16 protein-coding genes are annotated in these 22,059 nt (G+C 54.2%); 9 read left to right on the top strand and 7 right to left on the bottom strand.

Annotation, left to right across the window (positions count from 1 at the left end):
• The first annotated feature begins 96 nt into the window (after nucleotides 1-96).
• From NQ012_RS00255 to NQ012_RS00240, 4 genes are all read left to right on the top strand, one after another.
• The gene (locus tag NQ012_RS00255) at nucleotides 97-1,122 is read left to right on the top strand and encodes an FUSC family protein (protein ID WP_257065427.1); all 1,026 of its coding nucleotides are present in this window, start codon (nucleotides 97-99) and stop codon (nucleotides 1,120-1,122) included.
• A 228-nt stretch (nucleotides 1,123-1,350) separates the two neighbouring features.
• Nucleotides 1,351-2,580: a chloride channel protein gene (locus NQ012_RS00250; protein ID WP_257065426.1), complete on the top strand. Its 1,230-nt coding sequence runs from the start codon at nucleotides 1,351-1,353 to the stop codon at nucleotides 2,578-2,580.
• A 239-nt stretch (nucleotides 2,581-2,819) separates the two neighbouring features.
• A complete protein-coding gene (locus NQ012_RS00245) occupies nucleotides 2,820-4,664 on the top strand; it encodes a SurA N-terminal domain-containing protein (protein ID WP_257065425.1) in 1,845 nt (614 codons plus the stop codon).
• A 230-nt stretch (nucleotides 4,665-4,894) separates the two neighbouring features.
• The gene (locus tag NQ012_RS00240; RefSeq protein WP_257065423.1) at nucleotides 4,895-5,473 is read left to right on the top strand and encodes an NAD(P)H-dependent oxidoreductase; all 579 of its coding nucleotides are present in this window, start codon (nucleotides 4,895-4,897) and stop codon (nucleotides 5,471-5,473) included.
• Nucleotides 5,474-5,677: 204 nt separating this feature from the next.
• On the opposite strand, the gene NQ012_RS00235 is transcribed toward NQ012_RS00240, so the two are convergent.
• Nucleotides 5,678-7,807 (bottom strand): lytic transglycosylase, encoded by a 2,130-nt coding sequence (locus NQ012_RS00235; RefSeq protein WP_257065422.1) that lies wholly within the window; start codon nucleotides 7,805-7,807, stop codon nucleotides 5,678-5,680.
• 211 nt (nucleotides 7,808-8,018) lie between these two features.
• Between NQ012_RS00235 and NQ012_RS00230 the strand changes: the two genes are divergently transcribed.
• The 5 genes from NQ012_RS00230 to NQ012_RS00210 all read left to right on the top strand — a co-directional run bounded on the left by NQ012_RS00230 (nucleotide 8,019) and on the right by NQ012_RS00210 (nucleotide 13,454).
• A complete protein-coding gene (locus NQ012_RS00230; protein WP_257065799.1) occupies nucleotides 8,019-8,699 on the top strand; it encodes a class I SAM-dependent methyltransferase in 681 nt (226 codons plus the stop codon).
• A gap of 318 nt (nucleotides 8,700-9,017) precedes the next feature.
• Nucleotides 9,018-9,605 carry a LemA family protein gene (locus NQ012_RS00225; protein WP_257065421.1) on the top strand — a complete coding sequence of 196 codons (588 nt, stop codon included), beginning with the start codon at nucleotides 9,018-9,020 and terminating at the stop codon, nucleotides 9,603-9,605.
• A gap of 356 nt (nucleotides 9,606-9,961) precedes the next feature.
• The gene (locus NQ012_RS00220) at nucleotides 9,962-11,287 is read left to right on the top strand and encodes a paraquat-inducible protein A (protein ID WP_257065420.1); all 1,326 of its coding nucleotides are present in this window, start codon (nucleotides 9,962-9,964) and stop codon (nucleotides 11,285-11,287) included.
• Nucleotides 11,287-12,936 (top strand): intermembrane transport protein PqiB, encoded by a 1,650-nt coding sequence (pqiB, locus tag NQ012_RS00215; RefSeq protein ID WP_257065797.1) that lies wholly within the window; start codon nucleotides 11,287-11,289, stop codon nucleotides 12,934-12,936. The genes NQ012_RS00220 and pqiB overlap by 1 nt, the downstream gene beginning before the upstream one ends.
• The gene (locus tag NQ012_RS00210) at nucleotides 12,936-13,454 is read left to right on the top strand and encodes a PqiC family protein (protein ID WP_257065418.1); all 519 of its coding nucleotides are present in this window, start codon (nucleotides 12,936-12,938) and stop codon (nucleotides 13,452-13,454) included. Before pqiB ends, NQ012_RS00210 begins: the two co-directional genes overlap by 1 nt.
• A gap of 337 nt (nucleotides 13,455-13,791) precedes the next feature.
• Here the strand turns inward: NQ012_RS00210 and NQ012_RS00205 are convergent, their stop codons facing one another.
• The 6 genes from NQ012_RS00205 to mreC all read right to left on the bottom strand — a co-directional run bounded on the left by NQ012_RS00205 (nucleotide 13,792) and on the right by mreC (nucleotide 22,045).
• Nucleotides 13,792-16,518, bottom strand: a complete 2,727-nt coding sequence (locus NQ012_RS00205; protein ID WP_257065417.1) for a M16 family metallopeptidase — start codon at nucleotides 16,516-16,518, stop codon at nucleotides 13,792-13,794.
• Nucleotides 16,519-16,778: 260 nt separating this feature from the next.
• Nucleotides 16,779-17,438 carry a MarC family protein gene (locus NQ012_RS00200; RefSeq protein WP_257065416.1) on the bottom strand — a complete coding sequence of 220 codons (660 nt, stop codon included), beginning with the start codon at nucleotides 17,436-17,438 and terminating at the stop codon, nucleotides 16,779-16,781.
• 96 nt (nucleotides 17,439-17,534) lie between these two features.
• On the bottom strand, nucleotides 17,535-18,584 hold the full coding sequence (gene rodA / locus NQ012_RS00195; protein WP_257065796.1) for a rod shape-determining protein RodA: 1,050 nt from the start codon (nucleotides 18,582-18,584) through the stop codon (nucleotides 17,535-17,537).
• Nucleotides 18,585-18,637: 53 nt separating this feature from the next.
• Nucleotides 18,638-20,698, bottom strand: a complete 2,061-nt coding sequence (mrdA, locus tag NQ012_RS00190) for a penicillin-binding protein 2 (RefSeq protein WP_257065415.1) — start codon at nucleotides 20,696-20,698, stop codon at nucleotides 18,638-18,640.
• Entirely contained in the window at nucleotides 20,698-21,198 is a 501-nt protein-coding gene (gene mreD, locus NQ012_RS00185) for a rod shape-determining protein MreD (RefSeq protein ID WP_257065413.1), read from the bottom strand. The genes mrdA and mreD overlap by 1 nt, the downstream gene beginning before the upstream one ends.
• Entirely contained in the window at nucleotides 21,191-22,045 is an 855-nt protein-coding gene (mreC, locus tag NQ012_RS00180; RefSeq protein WP_257065412.1) for a rod shape-determining protein MreC, read from the bottom strand. Before mreC ends, mreD begins: the two co-directional genes overlap by 8 nt.
• Nucleotides 22,046-22,059 lie beyond the last annotated feature (14 nt).

Here is a 22,059-nt window from a genome sequence, read left to right as displayed (position 1 = left end):
TGTCTGAAAAGCAGTTCATTTTACAAAGTTGCCCGCTTCGATATACTGCCAAGCATCAGTCAAAGCACTACCGGAATTCGACAGAAAGCATAAATCATGTGGACTTTTTTGCGGCAGCGTTTGCAGCAGCACGGCTGGCCCAGGCAGATTTACTATCAGCAGGCATGGCTGGGTGCGCCTGCGCTGCTGCTGGTGTTGCTGCTGGCGGCGGAGTGGGACGACAAGGCGGTGATGGTGATGGCCGGTGCGGCGTTTTCCACCGCTTTTGGTGCGGCGCACGCGCTGGGCCGTTCCCGCTGGGGCGCCATGACGGCTGCCTGCGCCGGTATGGCACTGGCGGGTGTTACCGGCTCGCTGATCGGCGGTCACGGTTTGCCGGTGTTTGCTGTGGCGGCGCTGCTGACGGCGGTTTGCGCCGCCTTGAGCAGTTACAACAGCAGCTGGTGGTGGGTGACGCTGCAAACCGTCTGTGCCTATCTGATTGCGGGCTATTACCCGAGCGACTGGCAAGCTGCCTTGCCGCGCGGCGGTTTGATGTTGGCCGGTGGCGGCATACAGATTCTGTTTACCGCGCTGACGGCCCGCTTTTTCACCCGCCATTCTCCGCCGCTGCCGGCCAAACCTGCGCAGCGGCTGCCGGCGAATATGTTGTGGCGTTTTTCGCTTGCTGCTGCGGTGGCGGTAACCGCCGCTTTGTGGATGGCGCGCCATATCGGTTTAAGCAACGATTATTGGGCGGCGATAGCCGCCGTGATGATTTTGCGTCCGGAAGCCGCTGCCACCGTCTCCCGCAGCCTGCACCGCATGGTCGGCACCGTAGCGGGCTGCGCCTTGGCCACGCTCACGGTGTACCTGCTGCACGACAGCCTGCCGTTGATGATGCTGGCCACGACAGTGTCCGCCGCCACGGCCTTGGCCGTGCAGCGTGCCCAATACGCCTTGCTGACCGCCGCCATATCCGCCACCATCGTGTTTCTGTTCGCCATCGGCCACGGCGATCCGCTGGCCGCCACCGAACACCGCATCGAAGCCACCCTGCTCGGCGGTGCGGCGGCGCTGGTGTCGGGCTGGCTGTTCGGTATTCTGGGCCATAACGAAAAAGACAGGGACAGCGGCCAATAGCCGAACGGAACCGGTTTTACTCGGCAGCAATGTTAACCAGATAAAGAAACGGGTACTGTGCTGAGACTTCTGCAAACCGCCATCTGCGGCGCATGGTTGTTGTGCGCCGCTACGCCCTGAACGGCATCCGCATCTGGAGGTTTTGCAAAGGTTTCAGGCCGTCTGAAATGCCTGTCTGAAAACGATTACCGAATATTGACAACCCATATCTCACAGCGAAAGCCATTCATGACACTCAAACACCTGCCGCTGTTTTGCGCCGTTATTCTTACCGGCATCGCCGCCGGCTTGGGCGCTGCGGCACTGACCTGGTTGATCCACGGCATCGAATATCTGGCGTTCGGCCACAGCGAAGCGCAATTGCGCATCGTTACCGAAGGCACCACGCCGCAACAGCGCATTATCGCCATGCTGGCGGGTGGCGTATTGGTGGGTGCCGGTTGGGCGCTGCTGCAAAACAAAGGCCGCCCGCTGGCAGCGATTGGTGCCATGGTGGCGGGCAGCGGCAATGGCCGGCGTCCCCCGCTGCCGGAAAGCATCGCACACGCCGTATTGCAGATTGCAGCGGTCGGCTGCGGCGCACCGGTCGGGCGCGAGGTGGCGCCGCGCGAACTGGGGGCGCTGTTCGCCACCCGTATTGCCGAACGCGCCGGTTTGGACGGCGAAACGCGGCGGGTGCTGGTGGCCTGCGGTGCGGCGGCCGGGCTGGCGGCGGTGTATCATGTACCGTTTGCGGGTGCCTTGTTTGCGTTGGAAATTTTGCTGGGTGTGTTTTCCGCCTATTATGCCGCCATCGCGCTGGCGGTGTCCGCCGTTGCCGTATGGGTGGCGCGCATCGCGGTATCTTCCGAAACCTTTTACGAAGTCGGACAAATGGGCGGCGGCACCACCGAAATCGTGCTCGCCATTATGATCGGTGCGGCTGTGGCGGCACCCGCCGAATGGTTCCGGCGTTCGGTCAAGCGTGCCGAACAGCGGCGATGCAGCGGCAAACGGCTATTGTGGACGCTGCCGGCGGCGTTTCTGCTGACCGCCGTAATCGCTGTTTGGCTGCCGCAGATTTTGGGCAACGGCCGCTCCGCCGCGCAAACCGCCTACTGGGGAACCGGCTTGGGCATTGCCGCCGCTTTGCTTATTGCCAAAACCGGCGTGGTTTTGCTCTGTCTGCGCAGCGGCGCCTACGGCGGCACGCTTACCCCGGGCTTGGCCATCGGTGCGCTCGCCGGCTTGTGCCTCGGCCTGTTGGGGCAGATGGTTTGGCCAACGCTTGACCCGACCGCCGCCGCACTGGCCGGCTCGGCGGCATTCCTGGCGGTGTCGATGAACGCCCCGCTGACCGCGTTCGCACTGGTGGTCGGCTTTACCGGCCAAAATTTCGACGCCTATCTGCCGCTTTCCTTCGCCGTAGCCGCCGCGATGGGCGTTGCCCGTTGGATGCCGTCTGAAACGGTGCGGTAATGTTAAATATTGCGACAATTTCCAACATAATTAAGCAATTCAAAAAATATTCATTCTGTATTTTTAAGTTGCATGTTTCTTGAAACTGGTATGTAAGGTTTATTTGCTCTTGAACATGACGGTGTCGTCAATGCATACACCGTTGGGGAGATTGCAGACCGCCGGGCGTTCTTTAAGCTGCACAGTGCTTGCAAACGCTGTTACAATGCACCTTTGCCTTATTATCTTGATTAAATGCCATGTTTGTAGCCGTAGAAAAATACAAAACACCCGCTAAAATTTTATTGGGCTTGATTGCACTGACTTTCGTTGGTTTCGGTGTCAGCACCGTAGCCGCCCCCGGCTCGGATTATATTGTTAAAGTTGGCGGCCAAAAGGTTAGCGAACACCAATTAAACACGGCCGTGCAGAATATGCAGGCCGCCGGCGGCAGCGAATCGCGTGATGCGGTATTCAATGCGTTGGTGCAGCGAGCCTTGCTGACCGAAGGCGCGCGTGAAATGGGTATTTCCGTTTCGCAGGAGCAGCTTAAGCAGATTATTGTCGACGAACCCAGTTTTCACGACCAAAACGGTAAATTCAGTCAAAACATCTTCAACCAGTATCTGAACCAGCGCCAAATGTCGGAAGACCAGCTGATTGAAGAAATCCGCAACGAATTTGCGGTAAACAACCTGATCAGCTTGGTTAATAACGGCAATCTGGTTAGCGATGCACAGGCCAAGCAGCTGATTATGGCCACGCAGGCCGAGCGCACCGTGCGTTCAGTATCATTCAGCCCCGAAGCGTTTGTGCAGCAAGTGAAAACAGACGATGCCGTGCTGAAAAAATATTATGATGCCAATAAAAAAGACTATGTGATTCCGCAAGCGGTTAAAGTGGAGCATGTGGCTTTGAATATTCAAGATGTGGCCAAACAGCAAACCGTGAGTGAAGAAGAGTTGAAAAAAGCTTTCGAGCAGGAAAGTGCATCAGCCAAACCCAAGCGCGAAATCGCCCATATTCTGTTTACCGTGCCTCAAGATGCACCTGAAAACGTGAGGGCAGCCGCTAAAGCAGAGGCCGAAAAAGTATTGGCCCAGCTTAAAGCCAACCCGTCTAAATTCGCCGCACTGGCCAAACAGTATTCACGCGACGAGGCATCTGCCACCAACGGCGGTAATCTGGGCTACTTGCCTCAAGACGGCGGTTTGCTGAAAGAATTTGAAGACCGTGCCTTTTCGCTCAAAAAAGGTGAGATCAGCGAAGTGGTTCAGACGGCCGCCGGCTACCATATCATCACCATTTTGAATATTCAGGACAAACCTTCATTCGAGCAGGAAAAAGCCCGTTTGGAAGCGGAGTTGAAACAGAAAAAAGCCGCAACAGCCTTTAACGAAGCCAAAGAAAAATTGGCCGAAGAAGCATTCAACAACCCCGGCAGCTTGGCGGAAGTGGCCAAGAAAACCGGCTTGAAGCTGCAAGCTCCCGCAGATTGGCTCACCAAAGAAAACGGTAAAGCCGCCGGCATGCCCGATAATCTGATTAATGCTATTTTCAGCGATGATGTGATGAAGAAAAAGCATAACTCAGAACCGATTACTGTTAATGAAGGTTTGGTGTGGGTGGTGCGTGCGAAAGAAGTTCGCGAGCAAAAAACACAACCGTTTGAAGAAGCGAAAAATTTCGTGAAAGCAGACTATTTGCGCACAGAAGCTACCCGTTTGGCGGAAGCCAAAGCCAAACAGGTGCTGGCAGATGTACAAAAAGGTAAAGCCGCTGATTTGAAATGGTCGCCGGTTTCACAGTTGACTGCCGAACAGGCGCGCCAGTCTATGCCGCCGGAGGCTTATGCACAGCTGATTAAAGCCCGACCCGAAAACGGCAAGCCGGCTTATGTGTTGTTGTCGAACCTGCCTGCGCCGGTGTTGGTGGAGGTACAGGCTGTTAAAACACCTGAAAACATAACGGAACAATTAAAACCCGCCAAGCTGGCGTTGGCAGAAAGCCAAAGCAATGCTTCTTTCAGCGCATTGGTAAGTTATCTGGGCAGTACCATCAAGCAAACCCAAGGGGCGCAAAAAGTGAACCCTGAACAACAATAAAAAGCGTATAAAAACACAGAGGCCGGTTGATTTCTGCCTCTGTGTTTTTTTATGGAGGGTTTTCAGACGGCCGGAATATGGGCTTCATATCGTTTCGCGTAATACGGGTTATTGTTAAACACGATGAGCCAAATAGGAAAAATGTTTTTATAATAATGATTTGACAAGCCGGTGGAAATATCTGTTCAGACGGCCAAATGGCTTACCTTAATCAGAAAGAGAGCTGAAATATGAATATCTTATTGTTAAATGGTGGCAAAGCATTTGCCCATAGCCACGGAGAACTTAACCGCACCTTGCACGAAACCGCCCGTATAACATTGGCTGCTATGAGACATCAGGTGCGCGAAACCGTTATCGACCAAGGTTATGATATCGAAACCGAAGTCGAAAACTTTTTGTGGATGGATGCCGTTATTTGGCAGATGCCCGGCTGGTGGATGGGCGAGCCATGGATTGTTAAAAAATATATTGATGAAGTATTTACCGCCGGGCACGGCAAACTGTATGCCAGTGACGGGCGCCATCGTACCGATCCCAGCAAAAACTACGGTAAAGGCGGTTTGCTGCAAGGTAAAAAACATATGTTGTCGCTCACTTGGAATGCACCCATTGAAGCTTTCAACGAACCTGCTGAATTTTTTGGCGGCGTTGGTGTAGACGGCGCTTATCTGCATTTCCATAAAGCTAACGAATTTCTCGGCATAGAACCGCTGCCCACTTTCATCTGCAATGATGTGATGAAGGCACCGGATGTACCGAAATTTATTGCTGATTATCAGGCACATCTACATCAAGTGTTTGCCTGAAAATAGGTTTGACTCGAATATCTACTATTTTTTGAAACAAGAAGATACTCGAATTGAGCCATAGTATGGCATAGGGGTTTTGTGTGTCGGCATGAATTTTACAAAGAATTCAAGCTCTTATATATGGCAGGCCGTCTGAAAACAAAATACCCGATGAAAACCATCGGGTATTGTTTTGATTGTATGAGTTTATATCAACAATAATCAGCTGCCCATCAGTTTCAGACGTTGACCCGGTGTAACCGTGCGGGTATTGCGGTTCCAACGGCGGATGTCGTTTACATCAACATTAAAGCGGCTGGCAATCGTGTTAAGCGTATCGCCTTTGCGCACGGTATAAGAAACGTTACGCACGGCATTGCGTTGTGTAGAGGCGGCGGTTACTTTCAACACTTGGCCTTTGCGGATACTGTTGCCTTTGATATTGTTAACAGTAATCAAATCGGCTACGCTTAAGTTATAACGCTGGGAAATATTAAATAAGGTGTCGCCGGTTTCTACTCGGTGGGTGTTATTGGCCTGTTGCGCAGCAGCATTGGCCCGGGCCAATCGTGCTTCAGTGCGTTGTTGCTGTTTTGCGCGGCTGACAACAATGCGGTCAACACGGGCTTTGTTGGCGGTTTCGTCAGCCTCCAGTTGGGCGAGTGTGTTTTTAATGCTGTTTGCAGTATTCAAACGCTGTTGTTCTGCATCATTAACCAGCGCCAGCAAAGGATCTTCAGATTGGGCTGCCTGAGGTGCGCGGTTGGGCAGGGTAGTGCTGTTTACTGCAACATCCGCAGGTTCGTCGGAAGGTGCCGGTTGCTCGGGCGCGGGTGTTGCGGAGGTTTGTGTGGGTAAAGGAAGCGGTTCTGCAATAGCTACTGTGGAGGCTTCAGGTGATTGAACGGTGGCAAGATCAACCTTTTCTATTTTAACGGAATCAGCTTTTGCAATTGCGGTATCTGCTTTTTCCGGGAGCTGATTGGGTGCAACCAGTGAGGCCGCAATAGAAATCGGTGCGGGCGAGGCATTGCGTTTTTCAACAGCAGGTTTTGTTTGGCCTGCCAAAATGGCGATCGGAGCCGAGCTGGATTCGGCCACCTTGATATCGGAGCCGTTAATTTGTTTCAGCGAGGCAACGTTGGTGTTGTAGCTGTTCGGCAGCGGGCTGCTTTCGGTTTCGGTACGTACATAATTGAAGTCGTTGCCGCCGTCTTTAAGACTGTTTTTGGCCACCAAAAGATTACGACCCGAATTGAGCGAATCGCTGTTGGTGTTATTCAAACGTTTGAGTTCGGCTACGCTCATGCCGGCTTCGGCGGCAATACGGTTCAGGCTGGTTTTGCCGCCTGCTGTGTAAACATTCCAAGAAAGCAGTTCGTCGGATTTGGCATTACGGTAATTTTTCTCGAATGTGGAGGTGGCGTGAGCCGGCAACAGCAGTTTGCGGTTGGCTTTCGGTACGAAAACGGGAGCGTTGAATGCCGGGTTCAGTGCCAAAAATTCACTTTCGCTGATATTCGCCAAACGTGCGATAGCACTAGTATCGATAGGTTTGTCGACATCTACAGCCTTGAAATAAGGTTTGTTTTCGATATCGCTCAAGCCCATGCCGAAAGCCTGCGGGTTTTTCACAATATTGCGTACGGCAAGAAGTTTGGGCACATAATTGCGGGTTTCGGCGGGCATCCGCAGATTTTCATACACCGGCTCCAAGCCTTGCGCGCGTGCGCGGTTGATCGCACGGCTTACGTTGCCTTCACCCCAGTTGTAAGCAGCCAATGCCAACGACCAGTCGCCGAACATGCCGTGCAGGTATTCGAGATAGTTTAATGCGGCATTGGTAGCGGCATAAACATCATGGCGGCCGTCATACAAGGCTGTGCGCTCCAAACCGAAGTGGCGGCCGGTGGCGGGCATAAACTGCCATAAGCCCGATGCGCCGACATGTGATTTGGCTTTGGTAACGAATGCGCTTTCGATAAAGGGGAGCAGGGCGATTTCGGCGGGCATATTGCGCTTTTTCACTTCGTTCGCAATATGATACATATAGGGTTTGCTGCGGTTGATGGTGCGGTCGAAATAGGCACGGCTGGCAGAAAATTTGTTTTCGTGGCTACGCACCAAATCGGAATTGACTTCGGCCATACGGAAATCTTTGCGCATAGCATTCCACAAACTGCCTGATGCAAGGTTGTTTTGGTTTCTTTGCTCTTGATCGAGTAGTGACGAATTCAAACGCATCATTGCCATACCTGCTGTTTGACTGGAGGGGGCTGCGTGGGTGTATGCTGCACCTGAAACTGCCGATACGCCGGTAACGGCTAAGGCTATAGATTTTAGTTTGGCCATAGTCTTGATAAATTCCGGGATAGTGATTTTGAATGTAAGGGATAGTAATATTTTAAGGGCATGAAGTCAAGAAATTATCAGGAAATATCTGAAGCAATTGAAATGCTTACTGTATAAATCATATCAGATGAAAGAATTTTTACAGGTATATTTTATGTGCTGTTATGATTGTTTATAAACAAAATAAGGTTCGGACGGCGTGAATTTCGAAATGTTTGACAGATGGTTTTTAGAAACAGCTGCTGGTTGTTATATTGCTGATTTAGAAAGAATTTTTTTTAATCGATTTCCAATCCGTAATAGTTTGCAGGTGGCTGTTCAGGCAGGCATGGGCGGATGGCTGAAGCCGTCCGGTACATGGCTTTGCAACGTCCGTGATTTTTATATGGAAGCGGGCGTGTGGGCATGGGCCGATGAGTCGGTAGATATATTATTAATGCCGCATACGTTGGAATGCAGCGGTGCTCCCCATATTACGCTTGCCGAGGCCTACCGTGTGCTGAAACCGGAAGGCAGGATAGTGTTGACGGGGTTTAATCCTTATTCTCTATGGGGATACAGCAAATGGTTCGACGGCAGATTGCTGCCTGCTAAAAAGCATTGCCTGCCTTTGCCGACACTGAAAGAAAATGCAAAAGCGTTAGGTTTTGAAATCGCTTTCGGCCAATTTATGGTTTACGTTCCGCCTTTTGAGCACGAACGGTTGCTACGGCTTTGCCGTTTTATGGAAGCGGCAGGCAACCGCTGGTGGCCGCATGCCGCAGCGGTATATGGATTGGTGTTGCATAAACATGTGGCAGGAATGCATATATTGCCGGAATACGAACAAGCCCTTCAGGATGAGCGTGAAATGATACTGGGGATGGCGAGAATAAAAAACCGCACAGGATAACTAAATAATATACCGACCGGCCGTTGGTGTTGCCTGCATGCCGGTTTGGCGGCGTTGCAGCGTGAGGCCGTCTGAAAGTGTGGGCAGCCGTTTCATTGTTGTGCAGTAAAGGCATTATGGAAAACATAAGGGTAACCCGCAAACGGCTTAATGGTGTAAGAATACAACATTATCCGCCAAATTTATCCTTGCATAACTTAACATATGGATACATTTCTTTTGATTGGTTATAATTACAACGTTGATACTAAGAACAAATAAACAATAAAAAAGCCCGGTAATTACGCGGGGGATAACCGATTAACAAGGATGTTTGTCATGGAACCGCTTCTCACTTTGCTTCTGATTGTTTTCTGCATGTTGCTGCCGATAATGGTTTATAAACGGTTGTTGGCCGGAAAAAGGCAATATCTCAAGGCTTTTTCACAAATTCAAATCCAGCTCAAACGCCGCCACGATATTATTCCTTCTTTGGTGGATGTTTCTAAAGATTATCTCAACCACACGCCTGCCGTTTTAAAGGCGGTAACTTCTGCCCGTGCCCGTGCAGAAGTGGTTTTGCTGGCTGCATCGGCCAATATTGATGAAAGTTCGCTTGCTTCTTTGGGTGCGGTGGAAACCGAGTTGAATGCGGCATTGCGCCATTTGCAGAGTGTGATTGCAAACTACCCCGAATTGAAGTCGGAGCCGGATATCCGCCGCTTAATCGAGGCATTGGACAATGTGGAAAGCCGGGTGGCGGCAGCACGCCAAACCTATAATGATTCGGCCGTTTCCTACAATACCATGCGCCAATCATTTCCGGCCAATGTGTTGGCCGGATTTCTCGGGCACAACAGAAACGCCGCTTTATTGAAGTTTGAAGACAATACCGCTATCGGTATCAGCCCGCGTGTTTTGATGTAGTTTGCGACAACCGATTATCAAAGATAAAGCAAACCGCCGGTTTCATCTATTTTCGGATGTCCGGCGGTTGTCTTTGTTTTTATGGTGTGCATTTCATACGGCCCGAGCCTCCTTAAGGCCGTCTGAATGCTTAGATTCTCGCAAGTCCGCTGCGCCATTCCTACGTAACGGGCTTGCGAAGCTAATGATGGAAATCAGACTTTTGGGATGGTCTGACTTTGCAAAGACCTAGCCCTGATACGATACCGATATGGTTGTGTCCTTTTACACCCGCTATCCGAAAAAGCTGCACTTTATCAGCTATAATACGCGTTTCATTTTATCGCCGGCCGACGGAAAAGGCCGTCTGAAAAGCCGTGAAATTTGTTCGAAACTACCGCCGCTGGTGGCGTTATCACACGCTGCAACGTGATTCGGCGCTGCCCGCGCATACGCTCGATTGCCCCGAGTGCGGGCAGCGTATGGCGCTGCCGCGCTTGTGGCAGGGGCAGGAAGCGCATTGCCCGAACTGCGGCTACGAAGTGGTGGAGGTGGAGAAAAATCCCTATATCGCACCTTTGGCCTATGCAAGCGCTTCGTTGGTGCTGATGGCTTTTGTGTACAGCATGATGTTTGTTACGGTAACGATGGCGGGGGTAACTTCGATTCTGTCGCTGCCTGCTATGATGAAGCGCTTGGTGTTGCTGGATTTCGGCTTTTTGGCCGAAGTGATGTTTGTGCTGACTTTCGGCACGCCGCTGCTGTTTTTGCTGCTGTGTATCTATGTTTATTCGGCGTTGTGGCGCGAGAAAGTGTATCCCGGCCTGCTGTATGCCACGCGCACACTGGTTCGGCTGCGCCATTGGATTATGGTTGATGTGTTTTTTATTTCAACGCTGGTGGCTTATATCAAGCTCTCTTCTGTGGCGAAAGTGGAATTCGGTGCGGCGTTTTATCTGATGTTTGTGCTGGCGGTGATGCTGATCCGTACGTCGGTTTCGATTCCGCAACATTGGGTGTATTACAAAATCCACCGTATGTTGGGCAGGGATGCGGTTCAGACGGCCTCCGAAGGGCGTATCTGTTGCAGCCGCTGCTTGTATTTTCGCGGGCGTGAAGAAGCAACCTGCGGGGTGTGCGGGGCGGATCTATATGACCGCCGGCCGAAAAGCTTGAGCGTTTCCACCGCTTTTCTGATTGCGGCGATGCTGCTGTATGTTCCGGCAAACGTGTTGCCGATTATGATTTCCTCTAACCCGACCACGGTACAGATCAACACGATTTTCAACGGTATCGTGTATATGTGGAACGACGGCGACAAGCTGATTGCGGTGATTATTTTCAGCGCCAGCATTTTGGTGCCGGGGGCGAAAATCGTGCTGCTGCTGGTGCTCAATATCAGTGCGCGCTACGGCCTGCCCGCCGGTGCACGCACCATGCAGCGGCTCTACCGTTTCACAGAATCCATCGGCAAATGGTCGATGATCGATATTTTTGTGATTATCATCTTGATGAGTGCGTTCCACACCTATGTGGCGCGGGTGGTGCCGGGGCAGGCAGCGGTGTATTTCTGCCTGGTGGTGCTGCTGACCATGCTTTCCGCCTATTTTTTCGACCCGCGCCTTTTGTGGGACAAAGCGCATTCTTTTGAACAATCTGCAAACAGGCCGTCTGAAAACGTGCCGGCAAACCAATCTGAATGATGAGTAACGACAACAATAAGCAACCTGCCTATCAGCCCGTTCCGGCTGTGGTGCGTAAAACCAACGTATTTACCTCGGTTATCTGGCTGATTCCGCTGATCGCCCTGATTGCAGGCGGCTGGCTGTTGATGAAAGACATCCGTAACCGCGGGCCGGAAATCACCTTGCTGATGGACAGCGCCGACGGTATCGAAGTGAACAACACCGTAGTGAAAGTGTTGAGCGTGGAAGTAGGGCGCGTAACCCGCATCCGCCTGCGCAGCGACCAAAAAGGCGTGGAAGTTACCGCCCGCCTGACCGCCGATGCGAAAGACATGATGCGTAAAGACACCCAGTTTTGGGTGGTGAAACCGCGTATCGACCAAAGCGGGATTTCCGGCCTCAATACACTGGTTTCCGGCTCGTATATCGCTTTCACACCCGGCAAAAGCGAAGAAACCGAAGAGCGTTTCGAAGTGCTCGATATCCCGCCGATTGCCGCCATCGGGCAAAACGGCCTGCGCCTGAAACTCATCGGCCTCAACGATAAAATGATAGGCGCCGGCAGCCCCGTGCTGTATGAAGATTTCAGCGTGGGGGTGGTGGAGAGCGCCGAATTCAACCCGAAAGACCAAACCGTTAACTACACCGTGTTCATTCAAAGCCCCAACGACAAACTGGTGGGCGAAAACAGCCAGTTCTGGCTGCAAAGCGGCATCAATATCGAAACCACCGGCAACGGCATACGGGTAGATTCCGCGCCTATTCCCGCCTTGCTTTCGGGCGCCATCTCGTTTGCCTCGCCCACCGGCGGCGACAAAGGCAAACCCGCTGTAAATGACGACACTTTCGAGCTTTACAATAACCGTAGCGAAATCGACAACCTGCCGACCGAACGTTCACTTTATTACACCGCCTTTTTCAAACAAAGCGTACGCGGCCTGATGAGCGGTGCGCCGGTTGAATACAAAGGCATCAACATCGGTGCCGTGGCCGACGTGCCTTATTTCGCCCAAAACGACAGCCTCAAACTGTTTGAAAACGGCTGGATTCCCGTGCGTATCCGCATCGAGCCCGAACGCATGGAGCTTAATGCCGGAGCCCAAAGCCGCGAATATTGGCAAAACCAGTTTCAGACGGCCTTAAGCAAAGGCTTAACCGCCACCATTGCCAGCAACAACCTGTTAACCGGCAGCAAAATGATAGAGCTGGACGACAGGCCGTCTGAAAGCGCCAAGCTCAAACCGTTTGCCGACTATAACGGCAACGTCGTTATCGCCACCCGTGGCGGCGGCCTCGACGATTTGCAGGCACAACTGGGCAGCCTGTTAGAAAAATTCAACAAACTGCCGCTGGAAAATACCGTGGGCGAATTGAACGGCTCGCTGCGCGAACTGAAGGCCACCCTGAATTCCGCCAACGCCTTAATCAGCAAGCCGCAAACGCAGAACATCCCCAACGAACTGAACCAAACCCTGCGCGAGCTGCGCCAAACCCTGCAAGGCGTATCGCCGCAATCACCGCTTTACGGCGACGTGCAGAGCACTTTGCAGAGCATCGATAAAACCTTGAAAGATGCGCAGCCCGTGATCAATACGTTGAAAGAAAAACCCAATTCGCTGATTTTTAACAGCAATGCCAAAGACCCGATACCGAAAGGAAGCCGCTGATGCGCAAATGGATAATGATAGGCGCGCTGGCCGCCCTGAGCGCGTGCAGCACCCCCGCCACCCAATATTTCACGCTGCCCGACAGCCAATACAGCCACCCCGCCAAAAGCGGCAGCGAAATCGCCGTGCGCGTGTATCTGGCCGAGCCGCTCAATAACGGCGGATTGGTCTATCAAACCGATGCCTACCATGTGAACTTCGCCCGCAACCATTTATGGGCTGGCTCGCTGGATAACGCGCTGGCATCCGGTTTCAGCAACAAACTCAACCGCATCGGCGGCCGCCATATCTTCGTGCCTGCCGCAAGAAGCAGCAGTACGCAAATACTGAAAATTTATGTGGAAGCGTTTCAGGGCAGTTACCAAGGCAAAACATTGGTAAGCGGCTATGCCTTGTGGCCGAACGGACAAAGCCGCCCTTTCCACGTTGAAACACCGCAAAACGGCGACGGTTACACAGCCATGGTCGAATCGTTGAATCAGGGCTTGGAAAAGGCGGCTGCGGCGGTAGTTTATTGATATATAAATATAAACTTATAAAGAGTGGTAATGGCAAAATAGGCCGTCTGAAAATTTGTTTTCAAATCATTTCCGTCATACTCGGGCTTGACCCGAGTATTTTTACTATGAAAGGCGAGCCACTCGGGTTAATCCTGAGTATGGCGGAAGTTTAGATATTTTCAGACGGCCTGAGCGAGCTTTGAAAAGCTCTGATCTGGTTGTTAAATTGAATATTCAACAAAAGCAGGCAAGGTTTCACTTTGCCTGCTTATTTGTTATTAAGAGGCTTTTGAAGTCGGGAATTTTTATAACGATATGTTTTCAATGAAAATATCAAGCTTACTGTCAAGCAAGCTCATGGCGCAGGGTCCACCAGCAGCACGCGTGCGTTCGGGGTGTGCCACAGCAGTTTGGCGGTTTGGCGCAGGCGGGTTTGGATGATAGTTCGGTGCAATTCGGGCAGGCGGCTGAGGTAGCGGGCATCACCGTAGCGGCGGTGGCTGGCCGCCAGTCGCTCCAGCCATATTTCGGGGTTTTGCTGCCGTTTGGCTTCCTGCTCGATAAACAGCTGTTGCAGGTTGTCGGCTTCGGTTTTGCTGATGTTTTCGGGCAGGCGCTCCAACACTTGCTGGGCGGTTTGCCATGCTTCGGCCGCTTGGGCGGGGGGCGTGCTGAAAAACAGGTTGCTTTCCACGCGGTTATAAACGGGCTGCAGCAGGGCGGTGAATTTTACGCCGTAGGTACTTTGGTTGCGGCTGCGCAGTTCGTCTTTCAGGCGGGCGTTGGCGAGGTTGACCAGCAGCGGAATCTGCTCGGAAGTATCGGGAGTCCAGTCGTAGAAAGGCTGCCAAGACCAAGCGTTGATGTCGGTGCCGCCGGTGTCGTTAATGGCGGCGCGGCGCAAAGTGGCGCCTGTTAAAAGTTCGGTCGGGCGGTTTTCGACGGCGCGGCGCGGAATATCGGCCAGATATTGCACCAGCAGCGGTTTGATTTTTTCAGACGGCATATTGCTGACGACATAATACGTTGTGGGTGCGGAGGCAAGTTGCCGCCATCGTTGAAGCAGAGCGGTTTGGGTTAGCGCGCGGATTTCCCCGCTGTTTTGCGCGCGGCTTTCGGGGCGGCCGTAGCGCAGCAGTTCCAATTCCTGCTCTTGCCGTCCGGGCACGGATTGCAGGTAAACGGGGTGGCGCAGGGCGGCGGTTTCAAGCGTGCTTTGCCAGTGTTCGGCGGCGGGGTCGGTTTGGCGGCTGCGGTAAAGTTGCAGCAGGGCTTCGAGTGTTTGCTGCGGCGCTTGGATATCGGTGGTTTGGCGGTCGCTTTCAAGGCGGTAGCGGTAAGCGATGCCTTGCTGTTGCTGCCATTGTTTGAACGATTGGCTGCCGAAGTTGGCGGGGGCGGAGCGGGAAACCACATCGGCCGCCAACTGTGCCTGCCACGCACTGAAGCTGTTTTGTTGGTAGCCGCCGTCGGTCACGGCTCTGAAATAGATTTTGCTGCCTGCCACGGCTTTTTGCAGCAGCACGGCTTTGTCTCCGTTGCTAAATTGCAGGTAGCTGACTTTATTGTGGTTGTCGAAACCTTCCGACATCAGCCTGCCTTGCCCTTTGTGTTGCGGGAAAGCGGTTGTTGCGGTTACGGCGTTGCTCGCGGCGGTCGGGGCTGTTTCCGGCCGGTTGCGTTTGGATTCGGCTGCCGCCGGGGCAGGCCGGGGCGGTTGGCCGGCAAGGGCGGGAACGCCTTCGGGGGCTTGGATGATGGTGAGGCGGTCGGGTGCGTTCAGCCATTCGGCAATGCGTTTGTTAACGGCGGCGGCGCTGATGCGGTAAAGTTGGCCGCGTTCGACGGCCTGGTTGTCGGGCGTGGGCACGGGCTTGCCCGCCAACACGGTGTCGTCGGCCAGTTGCACGATGTGTGGCAAATCGTCGGGTAGTGCGGGAACGGTGCGCATATGGTTGTGCAGCACTTTGCGGTAGGCGGCGGTTTCTTCGTCGGTGGCGGGCTGTTGTTTGATGTTTTCTATGGTTTGGCCGAGCAGGTTGAGTGTTTCTTGCTGTGTATCTGCGGCGGCATCCGCATAAAAGCCCAGCGAACCGGTTTGTTTGCCGATGTTGCCGAGTTTGAAAGAGACGGGCTGCCCCATGTTTTGCAGGCGGTGGTTGATGGTATGGGCGGCAAAATTGTCGAGCAGGCGGTGGTAGTATGCCTGGCTGCCGCTGCTTTGCGACGGGGCGTTGTTGAAACGGTAAACCAATGCCAGTTTGGTTTCGGTATTGTCTTTATCGTGCACACGGGCGGTGCGCGGCGTATCGGTGAGTTTGGGTTCGTATTCGCCGGCGGTGCGCTCGGGCAGGGTGGTGGGTTTCAGACGGCCTAAGTGTTCTTCGATGGCGACGGCGGTTTTTTTGGGGTTGAGATCACCCGCAACCACCAATACGGCGTTGTTGCTGCCATACCATGTGTTGTGGAAGCGGTTGGCCGTTTCTGCCTGCGCGGTTTCGATGGCGGTTTTGCTGCCGATGGGGGCATAGCGCGCGCTACGGGAGCCGCTGTGCAGCAGGGCGTGGTGTTGCCGGCTTAAGCGGTGTTGCAGGGTTTGCTGGCTGCGCCATTCGCCCAGCACCACTTGCTGTTCTTTGGCCCAATCGGCGGCGGAAAAGGTTTGCGGGGTGAGAATCTGCCGGTAAACGGCTAAGGCGTCTTTAAGCTGCCGCCTGCCGTAGGGCGGCGTGAGCATGTAGCGGGTGTGGTGGTAGCCGGTTTGGGCATTGTAGTGCCGCCCCATCTGCCAGCCTTCGGCATTGAGGTAACTGCCCAAGCCTTGCGGAAATGCGGGGGAACTTTGGAACACCATGTGTTCGGTGATATGGGCGATGCCTTCTTCGCCGTCGTTTTCGTCGGCGGTGCCTGCGTTGATTTGCAGGCGCAGCACCAGGCGGCGGTCGGCGGAAGGCACTTTGAAAATATGGTAGGCCAAGCCGTTGTCGAGCCTGCCTTCGATATATTCGGCCTGGCCTGCGCACGCAGCGGCGGCTGTGAAAACTGCTGCGGCGAACAGCAGCAAACGCGAAAGTAAGAGCATATTGTAATGTGTCGGTTTAAGGCCCGGCGGCATACGGCGGGGCGGTATTTTTATAGGTTTGCGCGGCACGGAAGGATTGCCGATGGCAAATGTGGTTGCTTTGAAACTGCCTTAAACTGCATCCGCATCCGGCTTTTTTGCAAAGACCTCATTATGCCTGTTTTTAATTATATTGAATACACAAGGCCGTCTGAAAACAAGAAATTACGGTTTTCAGACGGCCTGATGCAACCAATTAACCAACATTTCTGCCTGCCGCATCAGGCACTCAGCTGCGGAAACAGGGCTTTCAGGCCGGCCACGATGATTTCCACCGATACCGCGGCCAGCAGCATCCCCATGATGCGGTTGAGAATGGTGAGGCCGGTGTCACCCAGTTTTTTGCTCACACGGGCGGCGGCCATTAGCACGATATAGCAGATCAGGCTGATAATCAGGCCGGCCGCCAGAATAGACAGGGTGTCTTTATAGTGTTTGGCGGCCGAGGCATAAATAATCACGGTGGAAATGCCGCCCGGGCCTATCATCATGGGAATCGCCAGCGGCACCACGGCGATGGCACCGATGCTCTGCATCTGTTTGGGGCGGATGGTGATATCGTTGCTCTCGTCGGTGCCGACATCGGGTTTGGCAGGGTTGTTGCCCTGGTTCATCATCGAAATGGCGATGAGCAGCACCAAAATGCCGCCGCCCACCTGAAACGCGCCGACGCTGATGCCGAACAGCCGCAGCATCACGCCGCCGGTGAGGGTGAAGGCGGTGATGGCAATCAGCACGGTGAGCGAAGCCACCTGCGCCACTTTGCGCCGCTCGCGCGTGCTCAGGTTACGGGTGAGGTCGAGATAGATCGACAGTGCGCCGAAAGGGTTGATCAGCACCATAAATGCCAGAATCAGCTTGCCGATTTCCATGCCTATCATGGGGTTTTCCTTTTATTGTATCGGGAGGAAACGCTTTCAGACGGCCTCCGGAATGCAGAGGCCGTCTGAAAAATATTTAAACGGGTTTGTTGTCTGTCAGCGCCGCTGGTTGCTGATGCCCATCAGCAAAGCCAACACCACCATAATCGACAGCGTGGCGGTGCCGCCGTAGCTCACCAGCGGCAGCGGCACGCCCACCACGGGCAGAATGCCGCTGACCATGCCCATGTTGACGAAAGCATAGCAGAAAAACGTCATCGTGAGTGCGCCTGCCAGCGTGCGGCTGTATAGCGTTGGGGCTTTGGCGGCGATATAGAGGCCGCGCCCGAGTATTAGCAGATAAATCACCAGCAGCAATATATTGCCGATTAAGCCGAATTCTTCGCCGTAAACGGCGAAAATAAAGTCGGTGGTGGCTTCGGGGATATAGTCGAGATGGGTTTGCGTGCCGTTGAGCCAGCCCTTGCCCCAAACGCCGCCGGAGCCGATGGCTATCATCGACTGCAAAATATGGTAACCCGCACCGAGCGGGTCTTTGGTGGGGTCGAGCAGGGTGAGCACGCGCGTTTTCTGATAATCGTGCATGCCGTAGTTCCAGATCAGCGGCAGCGCGGCCACAAAACCGATAACGGCGGCAAAAATCACTTTCCACGGCAGCCCGGCAAAAAACACCACAAACAGCCCCGAAGCCATAATCAGAATGGCGGTGCCGAGGTCGGGCTGTTTCAGAATCAGCGTGCCCGGCACCAGCACCAGCGCGATGGCGGCCAGATAGTGATACCAGCGCAGCGACATTTCATAACGCTGGAAAAACCACGCCACCATCATCGGCAGGCCGATTTTCATGATTTCAGACGGCTGGATACGCACCACGCCGATATCAAGCCAGCGTTGCGCGCCGTTGACGGTAACGCCGAAAAAATGCACGCCCAAAAGCAGCACCACGCCGGCGATATACATGGGCGGGGCGAACACCGCCAGCGTTTGCGGGTGGGTTCTGGCGATAAACCACAGCAAAACAAAGCCCAATACGGTGTGCAGGGTTTTGTTTTCGAGTTGGCCGATGTCTTGGCCGTCGGCGGAATAAAGCAGAAACAGGCTCATGATGTAAACCGCCAGCATGGCGTAAAACAGCCACGGATCCATGGGTTGCCATATGGCACGTTTGATTCTGCCGGGCAAAGTGTCTTCGTTGATATTCAAGGTGCTGCTCCTGAGGCCGTCTGAACGTTGCCGGCGACGCCGTAGGCTTGTTGGAACACCGATGCCGCAGGCAAAGAGGTGGGGGCGCCGGTTACGGTTTGCGGGGTGTTTTCCTGCTGCACGGCGGAGGCGTCGGCAGGTTGGGCGACGCCGGCCGGGGCTTGGCCTGCTTTCAGAGTGAGCAGGTAATAGTCGGTTAAGCTGCGCGCCAACGGTGCGGCGCTGGCGCCCCAGCCGCCGTTTTCCAGCAGCACGGCGATGGCGATTTGCGGTTTTTCCACCGGCGCGAACGAAATAAACCAAGCGTGGTCGCGGTGTTGTTCGGCCAGTGCGGCGGCATTGTAGCGCGCGCCCTGTTTGATCTGCACCACTTGTGCGGTGCCGGTTTTGCCGCCCATGGTGTATGGCAGGCCCTGGCCGATGCGGTAGGCAGTGCCGCCCGGTTGCAGCACTTTGGCCATCGCTTGCTTAACGTATTCGAAATTGCTCTGTTTGAACGGAATGCTGCGTTCGGGTTTGGGGTCGATCAGCGTGATTTCGCGCCGCTCGTGGTCGAGCAACTCTTTAACCAGATGCGGGCGGTACACTACGCCGTCGTTGGCGAGCGAAGCGGTGGCATGCGCCATTTGCAGGGGCGTGTAGGCGTTATAGCCCTGGCCTATGCTCACCGAAACCATTTCGGAAGGATGCCATTCGCGCGCTTTCGGGTCTTTCGATTTGGCGAAACGTTTGGCTTTCCATTCGCGCGAGGGCAGAATGCCTTTGTATTCGTTGGGCAAATCAATGCCGGTGGGCGAACCCAAACCGAATTCGGCCAGATAAGGGTCGGTTTTGTCGATACCCAGCTCGTAGCCCAAGCGGTAGAAGAATGTGTCGGACGATACTTGAATCGCTTTGCTCAGGTTGGCCGAGCCGTGGCCGCGGCGCACCGAATCACGGAACAGGTGGCGCGAGCCGGGAATGCTCCATGCACCGGGCGCGGGCACCACCGTGGTTTGGGTGATTTTGCCGCTTTCGAGCAAGGCCATGCCCATAAACGGTTTGAAGGTGGAGCCGGGCGGATACAAACCTTGCGTAACACGGTTGATGAGCGGGCGCTGCCAATCTTCGTTGAGCGCTTTCCAAGTGTCGCTGTCGATGCCGTCGATAAACAGATTGGGGTTGAACGAGGGTTTGGATACAAACGCCAGTACGCCGCCCGTTTGCGGGTTGAGGGCGACAATCGCGCCGCGCCGGCCGTTCATCAGGCGGTCGGCTTCTTGCTGAAGGCGGATATCCATAGCCAGCCGCAGCGTTTGGCCGGTTTTGGCGGGCACGGTTTTCAACACGCGCACCACATGGCCGTAAGCGTCTTTTTCCACTTCCTGATAACCTGGCGCACCGTGAAGCTGGCGTTCGTAAAAGCTTTCCAAGCCAGACTTGCCGATGTGGGTGCTGCCGCGGTAGAGCGAAACAAGGTCTTCTTCTTCGAGCTTTTGCTGGTCGCGGTCGCTGATGCGGCCGATGTAGCCGAGAAAGTGCGCCGTTAATTCGGGATAACGGTAGTTGCGGAACGTGCGCGCGTTGATTTCCACGCCTTTGAAACGGTAGAGCTGGGCGGAAAGTCGGGCGGCTTCGTCGGGTTGCAGTTTGAGCTTGAGCGGAATATTTTCAAAAGAACGGTATTCGGCACGGAATTTTTTAAAGCGCTTCAAATCGCCGGCGGTGATGTCCACATATGCCCGCAAGGCTTCGATGGTGTCGTCTATTTTGCCTTCGATTTCGCCGGGCATGATTTCAAGCGAATAAGCGGGATAATTGCTGGCTAGCACCACACCGTTTGCATCGACGATTTCCCCGCGTATCGGCGGAGTGGGCACCAGAGAAATGCGGTTGGTGTTGGCTTGGGCCACATATTCGTGGTGTTTGAACACTTGCAGATACACAAACCTGCCCAAAAGCACCGCAAACAGAACCACCATCAATGCAAACGCCAATGCCAGCCGCAACACGAAATCGCGTTGCCGGCTGGCCACATCGTGATCGTGGCCGGTGTATTGGTAGAGGTTGTTATCCATCAGCGTAAACGGCGGGAGTTAAGCAGACCGAGCATGATTTTGCTCAACAAAGGCCACAGCAGCGCGCCGACGAACGGTGCGGCAAAGCCCTGCCAGTCGGCGAAGCGGTGATCGTGCATCAGGCGCACCAAAGCCATCACGGCCTGATTGCAGAGCAGGGCGCCCAACACCGCTATTGCCTGTATGCCGTGGCTGTGCACCATAATCTGCCGTTGCCGCTGCTGCACCAAAAATACCATCACCATATATGACAACGCATGCTGGCCGAGCGGCGCAGCGGTGCCGACATCGGCCAGCAGGCCCACGATAAACGCCGTGCCCACACCGACCGATTGGGGTTTGTATAACGCCCAATAAAGCAGCACCAGCGCGGTAAATTCGGGCAGCCAGAAAAACGTTTCAAACGGAAACGGCATAAAATCCAGCAACATGGCAAGCACGAAGCCGGATACGATAATGCGCTTTGGCACGCGGTTGTGAAACTCTTCGAAATCAGTCATGGCCGGGATTAAGGGCAGGTGGCTGTTGTTGCGGCAGCACCAACACATGTTTGCTGCTTCTGAACCCCGAAAGCGGTTTCAGGCCGACGCGGTAATAAGGCGTGCCCGCCGCGCGGGAAACCTGTTCCACTTTGGCCACGGGAATGCCTTCGGGATAAACACTGTCGAGGCCGGAAGTGAGCAGAAGGTCGCCGGGGCGCAAATCGGCATCGGCGGGGAAATAGCGCAGGCTGACCGCGCCGCCGCTGCCGTAAAGCAGGCTGCGCACGCCCGTGCGCGCCACCATCACGGGCACGATGGTTTTGCTGTTGGTGAGCAGCGTTAATTCGGCGCTCAAAGGCTGCACCTGCGTAATCTGGCCGATTAAGCCGTTTTGGTCGATAACCGCGTCGCCTTCTTTCAAGCCGCTGCGACTGCCTTTGTTAACGATTAATTTGTCGGACAGCGGATCTTTGCTGTTTGAAATCACTTCCGCACCGCCGGTGATGCTGATACCGCTTTGTTGCAGGCCGTATAGCTTCTTCATTTCGGCCAGTTCGCGCGTTTGCAGCTCGGAACGGGCGGCCAGCAGTTTCAGACGGCCGTTTTCTTCGCTCAGGCGTTTGTTGTCGGCCATGAGATTGGCCTGCGACTGCATAAACCCGCTCACATAACGGTAAAGGTTTACCGGCTGGTTGGCCAACCATTGCAGCGGGTAAAGCGCCGTAGCCGCATAGCCTTTGGCGTGCTGCACGGCGGCATAGCGGTTGTCGAGCAGCATCAGCGCCACGCTGGCAATCGCCAGCACAATCAGCTTGCTTGCGGGTTTGACGCCTTTTTTGGCAAAGTTTAATGAAGGTTCGGACATATTTTCAGACGGCC

This window comes from Neisseria dentiae (genome assembly GCF_024580525.1).
Lineage (GTDB): Bacteria > Pseudomonadota > Gammaproteobacteria > Burkholderiales > Neisseriaceae > Neisseria > Neisseria dentiae_A.
Note: the sequence above shows the minus strand (reverse complement) of the source record. Positions and strands in the feature narration are given on the sequence as shown.

Excerpts from the sequence above, each read along its gene's own strand:
- mreC (WP_257065412.1), bottom strand. The coding sequence starts at position 22,045 with ATGTCCGAACCTTCATTAAACTTTGCCAAAAAAGGCGTCAAACCCGCA.
- NQ012_RS00200 (WP_257065416.1), bottom strand. The coding sequence starts at position 17,438 with ATGATAGGCATGGAAATCGGCAAGCTGATTCTGGCATTTATGGTGCTG.
- rodA (WP_257065796.1), bottom strand. The coding sequence starts at position 18,584 with ATGGATCCGTGGCTGTTTTACGCCATGCTGGCGGTTTACATCATGAGC.
- NQ012_RS00205 (WP_257065417.1), bottom strand. The coding sequence starts at position 16,518 with ATGCTCTTACTTTCGCGTTTGCTGCTGTTCGCCGCAGCAGTTTTCACA.
- NQ012_RS00245 (WP_257065425.1), top strand. The coding sequence starts at position 2,820 with ATGTTTGTAGCCGTAGAAAAATACAAAACACCCGCTAAAATTTTATTG.
- NQ012_RS00235 (WP_257065422.1), bottom strand. The coding sequence starts at position 7,807 with ATGGCCAAACTAAAATCTATAGCCTTAGCCGTTACCGGCGTATCGGCA.
- NQ012_RS00240 (WP_257065423.1), top strand. The coding sequence starts at position 4,895 with ATGAATATCTTATTGTTAAATGGTGGCAAAGCATTTGCCCATAGCCAC.
- NQ012_RS00250 (WP_257065426.1), top strand. The coding sequence starts at position 1,351 with ATGACACTCAAACACCTGCCGCTGTTTTGCGCCGTTATTCTTACCGGC.
- NQ012_RS00225 (WP_257065421.1), top strand. The coding sequence starts at position 9,018 with ATGGAACCGCTTCTCACTTTGCTTCTGATTGTTTTCTGCATGTTGCTG.
- mrdA (WP_257065415.1), bottom strand. The coding sequence starts at position 20,698 with ATGGATAACAACCTCTACCAATACACCGGCCACGATCACGATGTGGCC.
- NQ012_RS00210 (WP_257065418.1), top strand. The coding sequence starts at position 12,936 with ATGCGCAAATGGATAATGATAGGCGCGCTGGCCGCCCTGAGCGCGTGC.
- mreD (WP_257065413.1), bottom strand. The coding sequence starts at position 21,198 with ATGACTGATTTCGAAGAGTTTCACAACCGCGTGCCAAAGCGCATTATC.
- NQ012_RS00255 (WP_257065427.1), top strand. The coding sequence starts at position 97 with ATGTGGACTTTTTTGCGGCAGCGTTTGCAGCAGCACGGCTGGCCCAGG.
- pqiB (WP_257065797.1), top strand. The coding sequence starts at position 11,287 with ATGAGTAACGACAACAATAAGCAACCTGCCTATCAGCCCGTTCCGGCT.
- NQ012_RS00230 (WP_257065799.1), top strand. The coding sequence starts at position 8,019 with ATGTTTGACAGATGGTTTTTAGAAACAGCTGCTGGTTGTTATATTGCT.